Source organism: Cytobacillus sp. FSL R5-0569, assembly GCF_038007265.1.
Lineage (GTDB): Bacteria > Bacillota > Bacilli > Bacillales > Cytobacillaceae > Cytobacillus > Cytobacillus kochii.
Genome location: NZ_JBBOWW010000001.1, coordinates 3,927,075 through 3,945,553 on the forward strand (window position 1 = coordinate 3,927,075; position 18,479 = coordinate 3,945,553).

An 18,479-nucleotide genomic window follows, 5' to 3' on the forward strand; every position below is an offset into this window, starting at 1 on the left:
TTTTATGATATTTACCCCAACCTAACTTGAAAGGATGTCCTATCAAATGAAAAACTTGCTCCATACTATTACTGATCGAGTAGCAACGAAAAAAGGGGCCTGGATTACCATCGTCTGTTGGCTAGTTATCGCGCTAGGGTTAGCATTTTTTGCTCCTAATGCGAAAGATTATCAAGTGGGAAGAATTGCTACTCTCCCTGAAGATAGCCAATCGATTATCGCCCAAAACAAATTAGAAAAATACTTTCCAAGCGCTGACGGTATTCCTGCCATCCTTGTCTTTCAGGATAAAAATGATGAGCAACTTGAAACCTCTGTTTTAGCAGAACAACTAAATAGCTTTAAGGATAATGACATTAAAGGAATAACTGAGGTCATTCCACTAGAACAATTACCACCTGAAGCACTCAAAGGCTTCTTTTCTGATGATCAATCCATAGCAGTTATTCCACTACAATTTGCATCTAGTATGGAAAGCGGAGATATTCAAACTTCCATTCATCAAATGCAAGATATTGTCGAAGATCAAACAGACCTAAACTTTTGGGTAACTGGACCTGCTGGCATTAGTGCAGACTCTCTTGACCTATTTTCAAGAGCTGATGTTGTCCTTATTTTATCTACTGTCGCTTTAATATTAGTCTTACTTATTGTTATTTATCGCTCACCACTGCTTGCTATCATTCCTTTATTGGCTGCTGGCTTTGTTTATGAAGTTGTTATGAAGTCATTAGGTATTTTCGGAAGCCTAGGATTAAATCTCAGTCAACAAACTATTTCGATTATGTTGATCTTGTTATTTGCAGCAGTAGTTGATTATTCACTTTTCGTATTTTCACGTTTTAGAGAAGCATTAAAAAACCATGAAAACTCTTTTGAAGCGATGAAAGTGGCCATGAGAAGCGTTGGCATGCCTGTTTTCTTCTCTGGAGGCACGGTTCTTGCCGCTATGCTTGTTCTGTTCTTTGCCGAGTTTGGTGATTATCGAAACTTCGCTCCAACTTTCGCAACAGCAATGGCGATTATCATGATCTCATCCATAACGCTCATCCCTGCGTTATTTGCGTTATTTGGCAGAAAAGCATTTTGGCCAAAAGTACCGCAAGTGGGAGACCATTCAGTGAAAGGAAGTTCTTTCTGGAGTAAGGTAGGACAATTCGTTGTCAAAAAACCGATTGTATCAGTTGTATCTGTCGGGGTTATCTTGGTCGTTTCTGCATTAAATATTTCAAACTTAGACTATGAATTTGATACGATAAAATCTTTCCCTGAAGATATGCCATCTCGTGTCGGTTATGAAGTATTAGAAGAAAACTTCTCTAGCGGCGATCTTGCACCAACAACTGTTTTAGTTGAATCATCACAAGCATTATCTGAAGAACAAATTTCTTCTATTGTCGAACAACTTTCATCAAGGTCAGAAGTAAATGAAGTTAGACCTTCTGGGACAGCTGAAAACAATCAAGTTCTTCAACTGAGCTTGACTTTCAATGACAGTCCTTATGCGATTGAAAGTATTAATGAACTAGAAAAAATAGTAAATGAGAAAGAAGAGTTATTAGATAACAGTAATATAGATGGTGACATTTATTTTTCAGGGGAAACAGCGTCATCATTAGATGATCGTAAAGTGAACAATAATGATATCCTTTTGATTGTTACCCTTGAAACGGTCCTCATCTTCTTGCTCCTTATTGCTTTGACAAAATCGATCAAAATGCCAATCTATATGATGGGAACTATTCTCATATCATTCTTAGCAGCATTAGGATTAGGAACATTTTTAACAGAGATATTTTTCGGAATCGATGCTGTAAGTAACCGCGTTCCTTTATATGCCTTTGTATTTCTTGTCGCACTTGGAATCGATTATAATATTATGCTCGTTTCTCGCTTTCAAGAAGAAAGAAAGCACCATAGTGTCAAAGAAGCTGTTCAATTAGCTGTTTCTCATACAGGTGGAGTCATTTCTTCAGCCGGCTTGATTCTAGCCGCAACATTCGCTGTTCTAATGACACAACCTATCGAGTTACTATTTGTATTCGGATTTATTGTAGCCGTTGGAATTCTATTAGATACATTCCTTATAAGAGGTGTACTTTTACCAGGATTAATTGTTTTATTAGAGAAAGATAAACAAGGAGATAAGCAAAAATCTAAATCTGCTAATAACGTATAGAATACAAAAATTAATTTATGTTTGTACTGCCACAGATGATGTTCTGTGGCAGTTTTTATACACTGAGAATATAACAGCCAAGGAGTTCTTACTGCAAACTTTCCTTTTGAACGGTCTTCAATTAGATAAACAGCGTTTAATACTCCTCTCCCAATATAAGATATATCTTTCACTTGCCAGGCCTCTTCAGACTCTAACGCTATTCGGATTTGTTGCTTTAAATGCTAATTCAACCTAAAATCACATTAGATTCCCCTAACTACTCTAACGTTTCTATACATATTTCGATCGCCCTTGTTAAATCCTCTTGACTCCAACTAGGCAGTTTACTATTGGTCAATGCTAATCGATGAGACGCAGGAATATGAATAAACCCTGCTGGGATATTAATGTTATGTTTTTTTATATAATACAGTACTTGATACATCACATGGTTACATAAATAAGCTCCTGCTGTATTAGAAATTTTTGCAGGGAAACCATGATGATGAAGCCTTTCGATCATTTGCCTATTAGGTAGAGTAGAGAAATAACCATCTTCGCCATCCATGTGAATAGGCTCATCCACTGGTTGAACTCCGTTATTATCAACAGGTCCATCATTTACATTAATCGCTATCCGCTCGGGCGTTATTTTATCTCTACCAGCTGCTAGCCCCATAAGTATCACGGCATCTGGATTCATTTCTTCCATTTTTGTTATAAGTGTTTGTTTTACATGTTTAAACGAGACGGGGAGCAAGGCCGTTTGCACATGATAATTCCCAATTTTTTTGCCATCTAATGCTTCCACAACTTCTGCGGTTGGATTAATTGGAAAATCTAAAAAAGGTTCAAAACCGGTTAATAATAATTTTTGCATCTATCTCACCCTTCATTATGTAGAATATTCAATTATTTTACCAAAAGAGAAATCGCTTCTTTTCTAAACAAGAAGCGATTTCGTTTTTAAGAATCTTTCCCTAACATTAATTGATCTTTGTTTTCCTTCTGATCTGCAAGGAGCTTGTCGGAATCAACATATACGCGAGTGCTTTCTAGCGCAATGATGACACCTTCTTGCTCTAGAATATCAATGATTTGAAAGTTAATATTCTCTTTAATTTTAAGGAATTCTCCCCAATTGGTTGTGTTCGTAAAGAAATACAAAAATAAGTCATATGAATTATCTTTAATTTCATCAAAAGTAACAAAGATGGTTTCTGGATGGATATCATCATTATTTACTAAAGTTGAATGAATTCTATCAACAATACGTTGTAGCTTATGTCTTGGTGTCTCATGTGAGATCGATAAATTAAAGGTAATTTGTCTTTTTCCCATTCGGCTCCAATTCGTAATGGGTTCATTCGCAATTGTCCCATTTGGTAATGTAACAATCGCCTGTGCGAATGTCCGGACTTTTGTACTTCTGAAGGAAATATCTTCTACGGTCCCTTCAACACTCGGCGTCATAATCCAATCACCGATTGTAAAAGGTTTCTCGGTTATGATGACGAAACCTCCGAATAAGTTACCGATTGCATCCTTCGCTGCAAAAGCAATTGCAGCACCACCGATACCAAGCCCTGCTACAAGACCACTGATATGGTATCCAAACTCTTGCAAGATAATACTTGCAGCAATAACCATAATCACTATTCTTAACATACGTGATAAAAATGGAATGAGAATATCATCCACCTCTAACTTATACTTATCACGCATTTTTATAAAGACTGCTGATGAAGCTGATGCTACATTATATAATCCCCAAGCAATCATAGTGATAAATGCGGATTTTATAAGTGCAACAAATATCCTATTATGTTGTTCTAAATATGGGAAAAAGTCCATTGCGATATATAGACCGACAATGATGAAAATCCATTTCACCGGTTTTTCAAAAGAAAGAAAGATATGAGATAAAAGCTGAGAGTTTGCCTTATTACTCACCTTCATTAATAGTTGAAACAAATATTTTGCAAAAATACCGCGAAAAATTAAAAAAAGTATTACGATTCCTATTGATATCCCTAGCTGTATCCAGGTGTTCTCAGAATCAAGGAATGAAAAAGCGCCTTCCATTTATCTGTCCCTCCTTATAATCTAGTGTTTATCATACCATAACACCGCTTGTTACCATTAGTAAAAAGATATTACTTTATGTAAATAACCGTTCCACACGTTAACAAACCTGATGGTTGAAAATAATGTCGAATGTATCTTGTCCTCTGCATTCTTATTCTTTCTCATTTTCAGCTATTCTACCTTGGAGATTTATGTTAAGAAATGCTGTCGAAAAATATTATGCACATTATTATTGATTTCATAATACTGTATGATATACACTATTGTTATTAACGAGGTGATTACAATTGAAAGACTTATTACATTCCCTTACAACAGAGCTAAAACGTGGAACACTTACATTAGCGGTTTTAAGTCAGTTAGACGAACCACAATATGGCTACTCTTTAGTACAAAACTTAGAACAATCAGGCATCGAAATAGAACAAAGTACTTTATACCCTCTACTTAGACGACTGGAAAAACAAGAACTTGTCACTAGTAGTTGGGACACAACCGAAAGCAGACCAAGAAAATATTATCAGCTTAGTGAATATGGGAAGAAAATATTCGCAGTATTAAAGGAGGAGTGGGCAAAAATGTCTACTGAAATGAATTTATTATTAGAGGGGGGAAATAACAATGGAATGGATTGATGTTTATATCCATGAGGTTACAAAGCGTCTACCAGAAAAACAACGGAATGACATTGCTTTAGAGCTAAAATCATCCATCTTAGATGCGCTACCAGAGAATTATTCGCTCGAAGATGTTAAAGCTGTATTGGAGGACTTAGGAGATCCTGCAGAAATCGCGAAGAATTATCGCGATGCGCCCTCCTATTTAATCGGTCCTGATTATTATGACTTATTCATGACCACTATGAAGATGATTTTACAACTTGCCATTGGGTTTGCTGTTGCTTTTATCGTTTTTGAAGGAGTAATTACTTACCTAAACAGCGATCAAGATTGGACTTATATATTTACTGTCTTTGGCAAAGGGATTTGGACGGTTATATCTACAGCTATCCAAGTCGTATTCTGGGTCGCTATTGTCTTCATCATTATGGAACGAACTGGCGTCGCGCCTTATGAAATCGCCGGTACAGGAGAAAAATGGACACCAGATGATTTGAAAAATATCACTGTTATTCCCAAGAAAAAAGGAATCACGAAGATCGATATTTTTGCTGCGTTCCTTTGGACAGCAATATGGGGTACCATTTACTTCATCGCACTTGATAGGGTCGGTATCTATACACAAAATAATCAAGAAACAGGGTTAACCCTACTGACGCCGATTTTCAACCAAGAGCTTCTTCTCTCATTCTGGCCACTTGTTTTGATTGTTCTTTTATGCGAGCTCACATTAACGGTATATAAATGGGTAAAGAGGCAGTGGACCAAATCTTTAGCAACCATTAACACTATCTATCAACTCTTGTATACAATTTTGTTCCTATTAATTATTCTGCAACCAAATCTCTTTCACAGTAATTTAATCAATGAACTTAGTCAGCTCTTTAACACAACAACAACAAGTATAAGCTCAATTCTTGACACAATTATTGGGGTATCTATTGCGATTACAATCATTTCAGCTGTTTATGCTTCGTATGATGGTTTTAAGAAAAGTAAAATAAAGAATGATACTTTACTGTAACTAAAAAGAAGCGCGAATAAAAGCCCCGCGCTTCTTTTATTTATTGCTCTTTTTTTCTTTTCTTCGGTTTAATATATAAACCCAATTCTTTCTTTTCTTGCATTAATGACCGATAAATTGAAATCATCATTAATATCATTATAAATGAGAAAGGGAAAGCGGAAATAATCAATGCATTTTGTAAACCTTGTAAGCCCCCACTATATAACAAAATTAAGGCTACTAATGATTGTGCCACTCCCCAAGTCAGCTTAACAGAATTATGAGGATTTAAAGAGCCATAAGTTGTTTGCATACCTAGCACAAATGTGGCCGAATCTGCTGAAGTAATGAAAAAAATGGCTACCAATAGAATAGCAATAATCGAAATCACCATAGACCCTGGAAACTCACTGAAAACACCAAATAGTACTTGTTCCGTTGGAAATTGACTTAAATCAACCGCTCCACTTCTTTGAACGTCCACGGCTGATGTACCAAATACCGCAAACCAGAAAAGACTAACTAACGCTGGAGCTAATAGTACACCTGAGATAAACTCTCTTATTGTTCTACCTTTTGAAACACGAGCGATAAAAATTCCGACAAATGGAGACCATGAAATCCACCATGCCCAGTAAAATATAGTCCAATCATTTATCCATGATCGATGGTCCTCATTCAGTGGTGAAATACTAAAACTCATTCGCATTATATTTTGTATGTAACCACCTATCGTATCTGTGAACATATTTAAAATAAGTACTGTTGGACCTAAAACAAAGACAAGCAGTACCAATATTACTGCTAAAACCATATTTACATTACTTAAATATTGAATGCCTTTACTCAAGCCTGACCACGCTGAAAGCATAAATAATACTGTGACAATCGCAACGATGATTACTTGTACTATAAAACTGTCAGGGATCCCGAATAAATACGTTAATCCTCCATTAATTTGTGCTGCACCAAACCCTAAGGTCGTTGCTACCCCTACAACTGTTGCAAATACAGCCAATACATCAATTAGTGTACCCCAAAAACCGTCCATCGCTTTTCCAAAAAGAGGCTTTAATGTGGCTGAGATTAAACCCGGTTCATCTTTTCTAAATTGAAAATAGGCTAATACTAAAGCGACAAGTCCATATATAGCCCATGCATGTATGCCCCAATGAAAGAAAGTATATCGTAAAGATTCTCTAAACGCTTCATCTGTCTCTCCGTTCGCCAGTGGAGGTGTGACATAATGAGATACCGGTTCTGCCGCTCCCCAGAATACAAGCCCGATGCCCATACCAGCACTAAACAACATCGCAAACCAAGAGATAGTAGAGAATTCCGGTTTAGAATCCTGTTTCCCTAATTTAATCGAGCCAATAGGACTAAAAATGAGAAATAGACAAAATACGACAATGATCGTTACCAAAATAAGGTAATACCATCCAAAACCATTTGTTAATAAATCTTGTAAATTAGCTGTTATCCTTTCGAACACACTAGGAATCGCTACACCTAAAGCGACAAAAATAAATACAATTACTACAGTTATCCAAAAAACATTCGATACTCTCTTCATAGATTGTTCCTTTCCCAAAAATCTTTTCTACTTCACTTTAATCTGCCTCTAAAAACCTTTGTTATAGTTTAAGACAAATTTTATTTATTATTCTTTGTCTGACAGAATACACAACCGTTCGACAAATCCCTTACACCTTTTACCCAATTAAAAATATATTAAACTCGATTTTCAAGACCTTTAGCCTTGTATCTTTGTATTAGCCACTTAATTAAAAAATGCCTTTATACATTATTCAGCATAAAAGGCAGTATTCGTTTTAATATTGATCCATACAACTCGTGTCAATAACCCACGGTTCCCCTGTATTCATATCAATCATTTTAATATGACCAGTAGTAAGTGGATAGGTCGGTAAATAAGTTAATGTGTATTGATGCTTCTCTATATTCTTTCCCCAGCTTAATTCCATAAAAAGCTTTTCCTTAATCATTTCTGTTGCCGCTTTAAATGTAAGGCTTGCGACAAATGATACCTTTGAGAAGTCTTGGAGTACCTCACTATCTACATCTACATATTTCACCAAGCCTGTATCGTCTATTTGAATATGAACCAAAGCATCAGCTACTTGAACGCCCCTTTCTTGTCGAATAAACGTAAAATCGTATATGCCGTTTGCGGGTTTTTGACTTATTGCATTATTGTCTAATTGTTGCAGTTTAAAATAATCATGAGGGTTATCACAAACTGCTTGTAACACTGATGTAGCAGTTAAAAGCGCCACTTTCGAATTAACATGTCCAGAAACAAACGTTTCAGAATCATCTAAGCCCATTAATTTAAGCAGTCTTCCATCCGCATTGAATACAAATTTTATCGCACCAGGGATATCTAATTCATCATCTAATAAATCTTCCTCACTCACCCGTAAAGATTTTTTAGGTAACTTACTCCATACCTCTAGTCTACCACTTTTCGTTTTTGCTTCAGCTACAAGCATATGGTCTTCCGTCATTCCCGCCAATGTATAAATATCTATAAATTCAGCCAAATCGGGTAAGGATGTCATCAGCGTTTTGCCAACACCAAACGAATCCGAGGTAAGTATTCCCCCATTTGTGTGTACACCAAGAATAAAATCCTCCAACTGATAAACATAGTGATACTCATCATCACCATTGACAAATATGTCATTATCATACTTTGCAATAACAGGTAGAATCCTTAAATGATTTAAATAAATCCGCTTCGCTTCTTCATTCGTAATCAGTGTTTTGGGATAGACAAGTTCAAAATCCATGCTTTCTCTTTCGACTGCACTTAATACCCCATTACTAAGCATTGTAAAACTAATTCCAGAATGAGGGAGTTCCTTATTCAACCGCTCATCTTTGCGATTATATAAAATCATATGATATTCACCTAAGTCAATGTATGCTGACAAATATAACCCATGCCTGAAAGTCGAATCATAGAACCTTTCTATAAACTGCTCTGCTTGCATGATCATATCAAACTTACTCATTTCCCCTGGAATTTCATCTAGTTCATCCGTATAAATGAAAAACTCTGCCACACCTAATTCATCCATACGAACCGAGCCAATTGACTCTCCCCAATCTTCCAACAGGATATCATACACATTTTCTTCAAATTCCATCTGCTCCATAACTAAATCATCTGGGTTGATTCCTTTAAAATAGGTTTTTAGTTGTTCCATTATTAAGTGATTCAAAGCAGCTGTTCTCCTTTAGTTATGATTTAATTAACGTGCAGGAAGTAAAATTTTAACATTAAATCGTTTCTATTTAAAGGTTCTCTTTAATTCTTCCCATAATAATGACATCTATAAATTAGAAAAGCGCAGGGCGCCCGCTTATCGGTGACAAGCATAAGACGAGCCGGCAGAAAGGTTGTTTTTTAACCTTTTTGACGAATTGGCTTATGACCTCGAGCCGATGGCGTCCGGAGCTAGACAAAGCCTCGTTAAACATTTCATATAATGCAATCGCCCTTATATTATCTGCACATACATCTAACTCTAATCTGATGAGTCCTAACTCTTCATCGGCAAGCTTTACTATTCGCTCAAGAAGCGTCTTGCCAATCCCTCTTCCTTGTACTTCTTCATTAATAGAGATAGGCACATTCCCGCTATATCTTAACTTTCCACTTCTCTCTTCTAAGGAAGCTATCCCTCGAACATGACCGTTACATTCTGCAACAAATACATGGTCTTCTTTTGTAAGTCCTTCAATATAATCTTCAATATCTTTTATCTCCCCGATGATAAGGCCATTGTTTGTTGAATAATAGAATCTTGCCTATGCATTTCATGAATATCTCTTGCATCATTTATATGTATCGGTCTAATCTTTATTTCTTCCCCCATATAAAAACTCCTTTTTTTATAAAACTGTTCTGAATGAAAACTTATAAACCAAGACTACCACTTTTCTTAGTTTGAAAATATTGCTTTATTCATTTACGAATGAACAGTATAAAAAGTTTCTTATCATTGCACTGACATAATCACTACGATACAAAATATATATGAAAGGAGGCATCGAGGTATTTTATGAGCATCCAAAGGAGGGTAATTTGAATATGCTTGCTTTGTTCAGTCTTTTTCTAGTTGTCGGCTACAGTTTCTTTTTCTTTATTAGTGCCGTTAGAAAAAAGAAAGAAATAGCTACAAAATATTCTAAATGTATTCCCATGGTGGTTGGTATGACGAGTAGCTTAACAATCGGTTTGATTATATCTGTGTGGTTACCAGAAATGGCTAAAGCAACTGTATTATCAATTCTCATTAGCGCTGTCATTGCCATTTTTATAGGACTACCGTTTAAAACAAACGGACTCGTTGAAGCTCAAGCGTCAAGTCTCATGGGAAGTATGATGGGGGCAATGCTAGGCATTATGTTGGTACCCAGTGAAGTTACATTTATGATCATTAGCATGGATCTGATTTATTTAATTAGTATTTTTGCCATGATGCTTCTCATGCACAAAAAACATTCATTAAAGGAAGCATTGAAAAATCGACCTGTGCCCTTCTATCTAACATTCTTATTAAGCATCGCCATTATCTGCGCATCGGGAATTCATCAAGAAGCGAAGAACTCAATTCATCCGATTGAAGAAAACACCCCACAAGTAGAACACCATCACTAGTTTAATGATTAATTTCAATTATGTTATTGACTTTTCATGTAATAGATAATATTATGAATATAATTTAATAAAGCATTTTCTCTTATAAAGAGCGGCTGAGGGACTGGCCCTGCGACGCCCGGCAACCATTCATATACCCATATGAACAGGTGCTAAATCCTGCAAAATACTTTTTGGTATTTTGATATATGAGAGAGGTTTACTACTATTCTAGTATATTTATGCCTCTCATGATGAGAGGCATTTTTGTTTTTATCATCACATCAAAAGAGAAACGAGGAGAGGAAATGACTGTAACAATCGTAAAAGGGGCTCCAGGACATTATTTATTAGGTTCAGGCATTCTAACAGAACTCCCCGACCTACTTAAAGATATTTCTGTTTCCAAATACCATATCATAACCGGTAAAAAAGCTTGGCAAGCCGTGCAACCCTACTTGCCCAAGGAAGTAATAGATAACAACATTCACCTTCATTATATAGATGGTCACACTACCTTAAAAAAGGTCCATGACATCCAAGAAATAATAACAAATGATGGTGCTAATGGCGTAATAGGTATTGGTGGTGGGACAGCATTAGATATAACAAAAGCAGTTGCGATTGAAGCATCTGTTCAATCCATTCTTATACCGACAATCGCAGCTACCTGTGCCGCATGGACACCATTAAGTGTTTTTTATAATGAAGAAGGCAGCTTTACTCATTATACCGAGTTCCCTATTGCGACAACCCTCGTATTGGTTGAACCTGAAATTATTGCTAAAGCGCCTATTACTTATTTAAAAGCAGGAATTGGGGATACATTAGCCAAGTTTTATGAAGCTGAAGCTCTAATTGAAAGTTTTTACCCTGAAGAAACACTTCCTGTACCTAAACAAGTTTCGCAATTTTCAGCTAAAATTTGCCGAGATACATTGCTTAATGATGGTGAAGCCGCACTACAATCAGTAGCCAAAAACGAAACCTCAAAAGCACTTATCCGTGTGATTGAAACGATTATCATGACTGGGGGTATGGTCGGTGGATTCGGCGAAAAAGCAGGACGAATCGCTGGTGCCCATTCGTTTCATAATGGACTAACCGTAGCGGATGCAGCCCAAGATTTTCTTCATGGGGAATTAGTCGCTTACGGGATTCTTGGTCAATTGGCCATTGAAGAAAAATGGACGGAAGTTGATTACCTTCTCCCGTTTTATGAGAGCTGGCAATTGCCAAGTAGTCTCTCTAGTCTAACTATTGATGTGAATGATGAGCAATTAATGAAGACAATTGTAAAAAAGGCGATACGCCCAACTGAATCTATTCACTTTATGAAAAACGAGATAAGTGAACATTCTGTTTTACAAGCACTTCGATTATTAGAAAAACAAAATGAACAAAAAGGAGTTCAAACATCATGAAAAAATGGTTACTAACTGGAACATTCTTATTATCTTTAACAGGCTTAGCTGCATGTGGTAGTGATGAAGCCAGCAACTCTACAGAAGGATTATATGACGATGAAGAATTAGTCATTGGTGTCACTGCAGGTCCACATGAGCAAATCTTAGAAAAAGTAATTGAATTAGCTAAAGAAGAAGATATCAACATTAAATCACAAGTATTTACTGATTATGTGATGCCAAATGTCGCATTAGCTGAAAAAGAGATTGACTTAAACATTTTTCAAACTGAGCCTTATTTTAATGCATTTAAAGAAGATAGAAATTTAGATTTAGTTAAATCTTTTGATACCGTTTCATTCCCGATGGGCATCTATGCACTCAATGTAAAAGATGTAGCTGAATTAAAAGATGGCGCAAAAATCGGTCTTCCGAGTGACCCAACAAATAGTGGCCGAGCTCTATTACTATTTGAAAAAGCGGGATTAATCGAATTAGATCCTGAAACAGGTATTAATTCAACAGTTCGTGATATTGAAAAAAACAATGGTAACTATGAATTTATTGAACTTGACTCTGCTCAAATCGCTCGTCAGCTAGAAGAGCTTGACGCTGCAGCTATTAACACGAACTTTGCAATTGAAGCTGGTTTTATCCCTTCTAAAGACGCTATCTTTATCGAGCCTAAGGATTCACCTTACGTAAACCACGCTGCTGTCCGTACGGAGAATAAAGATGATGAAATTCTTGAAAAATTAGCTGATATCTACCGCAGTGAAGAAATTGAAAAGTTTGTTGAAGAGGAATTTGACGGATCAGTTATCGTCTCTTGGTAAAATGATTAAAAATGAGCGTTACGGAGGGAGCATCAAATCATGATAGAGCTTAAGAATATAACCAAAACCTTTACAGGAAAACAAGGAAGCATCCATGCATTAAAGGATGTCTCACTATCAGTGAATCAAGGAGAAATCTACGGGGTTATCGGATACAGCGGCGCTGGTAAAAGTACATTAATTCGCTGTGTGAACTTACTTGAAAAACCTGATAGTGGTTCTGTAAAAGTCAATGGGGTGGATTTAACCACGCTGACACCAGGAAAACTCCGTGAAGCAAGAAGTCATATCGGCATGATTTTTCAAGGGTTTAACTTATTAAAAACAGCAACAGTTTATGATAATATTGCTATCCCTCTTAAACTAACAGGATTAGATAAGAAAGAAGTAAAGAGCCGCGTTAATAAATATTTAGAGATTGTCGGTTTAAGTGAAAAACAAAATGCTTATCCAGCTGAGTTATCTGGTGGCCAAAAGCAAAGGGTTGCTATTGCACGTGCATTATCGCATGAACCAGAAGTATTACTCAGCGATGAAGCAACAAGCGCCTTAGATCCAGATACAACAGAGGCAATTCTTGATTTGCTATTAAAAATCAATAAAGAATTAGGGATTACGATTCTCCTTATTACACATGAGATGAATGTTATCCAAAGGATTTGCGATTGTGTGGCCGTTATGGAAAATGGGGAAATTATTGAAGAGGGACGAACGAAGGATATCTTTACCTCTCCTCAACACAGTACAACAAAAAGATTCGTTAATAGCTTATTTTCACATGATATCCCCGATGATCTATTAGAGGAATTAAGTGAAAGTGGCCAAGTGGCAACATTATCTTTCTTTGGTGAATCATCAGGTGATCCTGCACTTGCATTAGTAACGAAAAAATATGATATTTTCCCTAATATCTTATCTGGTAATATTACAAGATTAAAAGATGAAGCATTCGGACAGTTGCTTGTCCATTTTAAAGGCGATACAGCAGAAATTAACAAAGCCATACAATTTTTACAAGAGAAACAAGTCCATGTGGAAGGAGTGACACTCAATGAACGCCATCAACGAATTTCTTGATGCATGGGGTGCTGATTTATGGGAATCAACGATACAAACCTTCCAAATGGTTGGTATCTCTCTCGCTATCTCCATTCTGATCGGGCTACCATTAGGGATTCTCCTTGTTTTGACTAGACCAGGTAAAGCCCTAGATAATAAATTTGTATATAATGTGCTCAACGTAGTGATTAACGTCATTCGTTCCGTACCTTTTATTATCTTATTATTTTTCATTCTACCGTTTACCAAATTTATTGTCGGTACATCGATTGGTGTAAAAGGCGTAATTGTCCCACTTGTTATTTATACTGCTCCATATATTGCGCGCTTAATGGAATCAGCATTACTTGAGGTTGACCGTGGCGTAGTCGAAGCCTATGAAGCAATGGGAATTAAAACAAGACATATTATATGGAATGTACTTGTTAGAGAATCTCGCTCTTCAATCGTTCTTGGACTCACGATTGCAACAATTGGATTAATTGGTGCTACAGCAATGGCGGGACTCGTTGGCGGCGGAGGACTTGGTGACTTAGCCTACCGTTATGGACATTTAAGATATGAAGTTGATGTGATGTATGTCACAGTCATTTTACTGATTATTTTAGTACAAGGATTACAGTCATTAGGGAATTTCTGGGCTGCGAAGTTAAAGAAGGATTAAAGCAAAAGAGCCGAAGCAAATGTTCGGCTCTTTTCTTATTTCTGCTTGAAAGGTCTTAAGAAAACCGGGGAAGAGATTGTTCTTCTTAACTTTAGGTCTCTTCTCTTCTTCTCTTTAATTTCTCCCCAATGGCTAAAAATGATGGGACTAAGATTGGTAGCATAAGTAAGCTCAGCATGATTAGCCCAATTATCACAACTAGCGCCACTTCAATCAGTGTAATAACACCTGAAGGGATTAATGCAGCAAAGGTCCCTCCTAAAATAATAGCAGCCGATATCACTACTCCACCTATATTTTTCGCTGCCGTTAAGATCGCATTTACTGGATTACCATCCACTTCATTAAAACGCATCATAAGAAAGATACTATAATCGACCCCAAGAGCGATAATCATAATAAAGCCAAAAAACGGCACATTCCAAGCGAGTTCACCCACGCCAAGAATAGATTGACTCATCCATTCACTAATACCTAATGAAGTATAGTAGGCTAATAGAAGTGCAGCAATAATATATAATGGCTGCATAACAGAACGGGTAATGACCATTAGAACGACGCCAATGCCAATTAACATTATTGTTGCCGTTCGGGCGAAATCTTCTGTAGCAATATTTTGTAAATCTAGATTTTGCTGTGTTTGCCCACCGATTGCATATTCAGCATCTTGTAAAATGGTTGCCTTCAAGCTTGCCGGCACTTGACGATTGACTTCCTCCATTACCTTCATGGCTTCATTTGTATAAGGATTTTCTTCTAACACAATCGTCAACGTCGTCATTTTTTGATTATCTGATACATACATATCAAGTGCTTGCTGGAATTCCTCTCCATTTAACACTTCCTCTGGAATAAAGAATTTCTCTGAAGCTTTCGAGTCACTTAACCCGCTAAGATACTTATTTGCATCCTGTAAACCTTCTCCTACTTGATTTAATCCATCTGTACTTTCTGCTAATCCCTTTTGTAACTCCACCATTTTCTCACTTAAATCATTTAAACCCGTTTGGAGCATGGTTTGTCCCTCATTAATCTGGGCTAAACCAGACGCTAATTCACCCGATTTTGTTGCCATTTCGTCTGATGCATTTGCACCATTTGCTAGCCCTGCTTGCAATTCATTTGCACCTGACTCTAATGCAACTAAACCGTTATGCAGTTTTTCTAAACCAGCATCCACTTGCTCTAGTCCTGCATTCGCTTCTTCAAACTGGGACATCGCTCTTTCATATTGCGGATGGACAGCTTCTAATTGCGCATTTAACCCCTCAACTTGTTGCTTTGCCTCCCCTGCTGTTCCTAATGCTAATTGCATATGTTCATCTGAAGCAGCTTCGGGATTTTCTTCAATATAGTTTGTTAATGATTGCTCAATTTGCGTAAATGCTAAAGTCATGCTTGTTACAGCAGTATTCATCTGCGAAAATACATTGCCTGTATTCGAAAGACCTGTTTGCAGATCTGTATAGCCATTCAATAATGTGCCAGTTGCACCAGAAAGCTGTTCCACACTTGCCTTCACATCTGCAATCCCTTGATTTAACTCACTTGCCCCACTACTACCTGATTGAATTCCAGATGTTAATTCATTCAGTGCCTCAACTAAGGTCGACGCTCCGTTTTTAGCATTTGTTGTTCCATCAATGAGTGTTTGCACATCTTCTAATTGATTACTATTTTGATTGGCTGATAATTCTCCTTCAGCAGAAGATAAACCATCATGTATCGTTCCTACCCCTTTGTTAGCATCCCCAATCCCTTGATTTAATTGATCTGTTTGATCATTTAAATAGAGTTCTGCTATTTTTTCTCCAGCTGGTCTTGTTACAGATTGTACCTTGGATACGCCATCTACAGCTAATATTTTCTCTGTCAATTCATCTATCGCTTGCAATGACTCTTGTTGATTGAGTGATTGCTCATTTTTTATAACTAATGTTGCCGGTGCTGAGAACCCAGAAGGAAAATGGTCTTCTATCCGATTGATCCCCTGTTTTGATTCAAAAGAATCATCTACTTCAAGAAGGTCGTTATAGCTTAATTCTCCCGAGTATTTGAATACAAATGGCAAAGAGATAAGGAGGACAATAAGTAATGAGAGAAAAGGACGCATTATTGAATGTCCTGATAGAAATCCCCAAAATTTACTGTCTGCATGACCATCAAATTTCTTAGATGGCCAAAACATTTTCTTCCCTAATACGTACATGAAAAATGGATTAAATGTATACAACACTCCGACAAGGACTGCTACACCAATAGCTACTGCCGAACTAGCTTGATACAAGCTAAATTGAGCAAACATTAATACAATAAAACCAATAAACACCGCTAAACCACTATATAAAACAGTAATTCCTGCCGTACGATAGGTAACTTTCAGTGCTTCTAAAATGGTTTCTTGCTTACTCAGCTCTTCTTTAAACCTCGTAAAAAGTAAAATATTATAGTCCGTACCTATTCCAAATAAAATCACTACTAAGAATACTTGCGTAAAATTTGAAAATGGGTAATTAAATGATTCTACTAAGTTGGCAATAATAGACATAGAGACGATATAGGATACACCCACAGATAATAATGAGATAACCGGTATAATCGGTGAACGGAAAACAAGAATTAATACGAGTAGGATGAATACGACGGCAATTGCCTCGGTTTTCTTAATCCCATCCTGCGTCGCCTGAACAAAGTCTTCCATGACAAGTTCGTTGCCAGTAATAGAAACCTGGAGTGAATCTGTTATGAGCTCACTTCTAAGAGAATTAGCGACTTCCTGTAATTCTCCTTGCTCTCGGTCAATAGAAATCTGCGCTAGTATGGTCGAACCATCTTCAGCTGTTAGAACCGAAGCTGCTTCTTCACCATCTAAATGCGTTGTCATCTCTTCGATACCAAGTGTTGATTGTCTGGCTTTTAATTCTGCAAGAAGTTTATCTAATTCCTCTTTCTCCTGATTAGACATTTTCTTGCCATCTTTTGATCCTATTACTGCTATAAAATCATACGTATTTGCATTCTCATCCATTTCCTCTAACATGTGTGACGCTTCTCTACTTAAGGCATTATCTGGTATGGTTATTTGCCCCTTTTCTCTAACAAGGTCATCCATATTCGGCATCCAAAGGAAACTTAATATTGAGATGACAACCCACCCGAAAAATAATAGGGTTCTTACATTTTTAAACTTTGACACGTTCTGGCTCCTTTCTCTTTTTTAAATAACGGAATGAATATTCATTCCTATTTATGTTCAGCTTGAAATCAACTTTCAAGCTAGCTTAACTAGTTGGCTTTAATCGCATTCCAACAACATTCCTCTAAGTTATCCATTAAAGGAGAACTACCATCGATCGTTCCTGCCCGCACCATTTTTAAGATTTGTACAATGGCACCATAAACAATACCTATCAAAGCCTCTGTTTGTAGAACAATGATTTCTCCTCTTTCTTGACCAACCCTAACAACATTGGAGATATACTCTATAAACGAATCAAAAAGTTCCTGACTCTCTTCTGTTAAAAACATTTCATTACAATGAGAATCAATGAAATGTAGCGCATGTGTATCTCCCATCGCAAAGTGGTGAATACTCTCAAAGATATGATGAAATTGTTCACGGATACTTGCATCAGTCGGATAATCCTTTAATAATTGTTCAAATAACGCATTTAGTTTTTCCTGGAAGAGCACATTAACTAAGTTCTCTTTATGATCAAAATAACGATAAATCGTTCCTGCCCCAACCTTTGCAGCATCAGCAATCATTGGTACCGTCGTCCCGTTATACCCCCTCTCTGCAAACAAAACAATCGCGGCATCCAATATATCTTGCCGCTTCGACTTTTTTGCGTCCGTCATATACTCTCTCCTCACTTTAGTCAATATATGATTCGGAATGAACATTCATTCCTTTTGGGAATAGAATAATATATTTTTTTATATTTTACAAGGGAAAAGAGAGAGG

The 18,479-nt window shown here is 36.8% G+C and carries 15 protein-coding genes and 1 riboswitch; of the genes, 8 read left to right on the forward strand and 7 right to left on the reverse strand.

Annotated features, from left to right (window positions below):
- Positions 1 to 46 precede the first annotated feature (46 nt).
- Complete coding sequence (locus MKX78_RS20075) at positions 47 to 2,179, forward strand: MMPL family transporter (protein ID WP_307317705.1); 2,133 nt, start codon at positions 47 to 49, stop codon at positions 2,177 to 2,179.
- Between the two features lie 259 nt (positions 2,180 to 2,438).
- On the opposite strand, the gene MKX78_RS20080 is transcribed toward MKX78_RS20075, so the two are convergent.
- Positions 2,439 to 3,041 (reverse strand): pyroglutamyl-peptidase I, encoded by a 603-nt coding sequence (locus tag MKX78_RS20080; RefSeq protein ID WP_095371968.1) that lies wholly within the window; start codon positions 3,039 to 3,041, stop codon positions 2,439 to 2,441.
- A gap of 86 nt (positions 3,042 to 3,127) precedes the next feature.
- On the reverse strand, positions 3,128 to 4,246 hold the full coding sequence (locus MKX78_RS20085; RefSeq protein ID WP_095371967.1) for a mechanosensitive ion channel family protein: 1,119 nt from the start codon (positions 4,244 to 4,246) through the stop codon (positions 3,128 to 3,130).
- Positions 4,247 to 4,536: 290 nt separating this feature from the next.
- On the opposite strand from MKX78_RS20085, the gene MKX78_RS20090 reads away from it, so the two are divergent.
- A complete protein-coding gene (locus tag MKX78_RS20090; RefSeq protein WP_095371966.1) occupies positions 4,537 to 4,884 on the forward strand; it encodes a PadR family transcriptional regulator in 348 nt (115 codons plus the stop codon).
- Complete coding sequence (locus MKX78_RS20095; RefSeq protein ID WP_307317709.1) at positions 4,871 to 5,893, forward strand: HAAS signaling domain-containing protein; 1,023 nt, start codon at positions 4,871 to 4,873, stop codon at positions 5,891 to 5,893. The genes MKX78_RS20090 and MKX78_RS20095 overlap by 14 nt, the downstream gene beginning before the upstream one ends.
- 40 nt (positions 5,894 to 5,933) lie before the next feature.
- On the opposite strand, the gene MKX78_RS20100 is transcribed toward MKX78_RS20095, so the two are convergent.
- The 3 genes from MKX78_RS20100 to MKX78_RS20110 all read right to left on the reverse strand — a co-directional run bounded on the left by MKX78_RS20100 (position 5,934) and on the right by MKX78_RS20110 (position 9,682).
- The gene (locus MKX78_RS20100; protein ID WP_095373605.1) at positions 5,934 to 7,451 is read right to left on the reverse strand and encodes a glycine betaine uptake BCCT transporter; all 1,518 of its coding nucleotides are present in this window, start codon (positions 7,449 to 7,451) and stop codon (positions 5,934 to 5,936) included.
- Positions 7,452 to 7,710: 259 nt separating this feature from the next.
- Complete coding sequence (locus tag MKX78_RS20105) at positions 7,711 to 9,126, reverse strand: hypothetical protein (protein WP_307317711.1); 1,416 nt, start codon at positions 9,124 to 9,126, stop codon at positions 7,711 to 7,713.
- 118 nt (positions 9,127 to 9,244) lie between these two features.
- Positions 9,245 to 9,682, reverse strand: coding sequence for a GNAT family N-acetyltransferase (locus tag MKX78_RS20110; RefSeq protein WP_307317828.1), 438 nt, complete (start codon positions 9,680 to 9,682; stop codon positions 9,245 to 9,247).
- Positions 9,683 to 9,992: 310 nt separating this feature from the next.
- On the opposite strand from MKX78_RS20110, the gene MKX78_RS20115 reads away from it, so the two are divergent.
- The 5 genes from MKX78_RS20115 (at position 9,993) to MKX78_RS20135 (ending at position 14,512) form a co-directional block, all read left to right on the forward strand.
- The gene (locus MKX78_RS20115) at positions 9,993 to 10,568 is read left to right on the forward strand and encodes a hypothetical protein (RefSeq protein ID WP_180316933.1); all 576 of its coding nucleotides are present in this window, start codon (positions 9,993 to 9,995) and stop codon (positions 10,566 to 10,568) included.
- 79 nt (positions 10,569 to 10,647) lie between these two features.
- Positions 10,648 to 10,763: riboswitch (SAM riboswitch) on the forward strand.
- Between the two features lie 92 nt (positions 10,764 to 10,855).
- Positions 10,856 to 11,971 (forward strand): iron-containing alcohol dehydrogenase family protein, encoded by a 1,116-nt coding sequence (locus MKX78_RS20120; protein WP_307317716.1) that lies wholly within the window; start codon positions 10,856 to 10,858, stop codon positions 11,969 to 11,971.
- On the forward strand, positions 11,968 to 12,789 hold the full coding sequence (locus MKX78_RS20125; RefSeq protein WP_307317718.1) for a MetQ/NlpA family ABC transporter substrate-binding protein: 822 nt from the start codon (positions 11,968 to 11,970) through the stop codon (positions 12,787 to 12,789). The genes MKX78_RS20120 and MKX78_RS20125 overlap by 4 nt, the downstream gene beginning before the upstream one ends.
- Positions 12,790 to 12,828: 39 nt before the next feature.
- On the forward strand, positions 12,829 to 13,866 hold the full coding sequence (locus MKX78_RS20130) for a methionine ABC transporter ATP-binding protein (protein WP_251162039.1): 1,038 nt from the start codon (positions 12,829 to 12,831) through the stop codon (positions 13,864 to 13,866).
- A complete protein-coding gene (locus tag MKX78_RS20135; protein WP_095371958.1) occupies positions 13,841 to 14,512 on the forward strand; it encodes a methionine ABC transporter permease in 672 nt (223 codons plus the stop codon). Before MKX78_RS20130 ends, MKX78_RS20135 begins: the two co-directional genes overlap by 26 nt.
- A gap of 91 nt (positions 14,513 to 14,603) precedes the next feature.
- On the opposite strand, the gene MKX78_RS20140 is transcribed toward MKX78_RS20135, so the two are convergent.
- Both MKX78_RS20140 and MKX78_RS20145 read right to left on the reverse strand, forming a co-directional pair.
- On the reverse strand, positions 14,604 to 17,708 hold the full coding sequence (locus MKX78_RS20140; protein WP_307317721.1) for an MMPL family transporter: 3,105 nt from the start codon (positions 17,706 to 17,708) through the stop codon (positions 14,604 to 14,606).
- Positions 17,709 to 17,797: 89 nt separating this feature from the next.
- Positions 17,798 to 18,373 carry a TetR/AcrR family transcriptional regulator gene (locus MKX78_RS20145; RefSeq protein ID WP_307317724.1) on the reverse strand — a complete coding sequence of 192 codons (576 nt, stop codon included), beginning with the start codon at positions 18,371 to 18,373 and terminating at the stop codon, positions 17,798 to 17,800.
- Between the last annotated feature and the right edge of the window lie 106 nt (positions 18,374 to 18,479).

Coding starts and splice junctions, on each gene's coding strand:
- MKX78_RS20075 (WP_307317705.1), top strand. CDS start 47: ATGAAAAACTTGCTCCATACTATTACTGATCGAGTAGCAACGAAAAAA.
- MKX78_RS20080 (WP_095371968.1), bottom strand. CDS start 3,041: ATGCAAAAATTATTATTAACCGGTTTTGAACCTTTTTTAGATTTTCCA.
- MKX78_RS20085 (WP_095371967.1), bottom strand. CDS start 4,246: ATGGAAGGCGCTTTTTCATTCCTTGATTCTGAGAACACCTGGATACAG.
- MKX78_RS20095 (WP_307317709.1), top strand. CDS start 4,871: ATGGAATGGATTGATGTTTATATCCATGAGGTTACAAAGCGTCTACCA.
- MKX78_RS20100 (WP_095373605.1), bottom strand. CDS start 7,451: ATGAAGAGAGTATCGAATGTTTTTTGGATAACTGTAGTAATTGTATTT.
- MKX78_RS20120 (WP_307317716.1), top strand. CDS start 10,856: ATGACTGTAACAATCGTAAAAGGGGCTCCAGGACATTATTTATTAGGT.
- MKX78_RS20125 (WP_307317718.1), top strand. CDS start 11,968: ATGAAAAAATGGTTACTAACTGGAACATTCTTATTATCTTTAACAGGC.
- MKX78_RS20130 (WP_251162039.1), top strand. CDS start 12,829: ATGATAGAGCTTAAGAATATAACCAAAACCTTTACAGGAAAACAAGGA.
- MKX78_RS20135 (WP_095371958.1), top strand. CDS start 13,841: ATGAACGCCATCAACGAATTTCTTGATGCATGGGGTGCTGATTTATGG.
- MKX78_RS20145 (WP_307317724.1), bottom strand. CDS start 18,373: ATGACGGACGCAAAAAAGTCGAAGCGGCAAGATATATTGGATGCCGCG.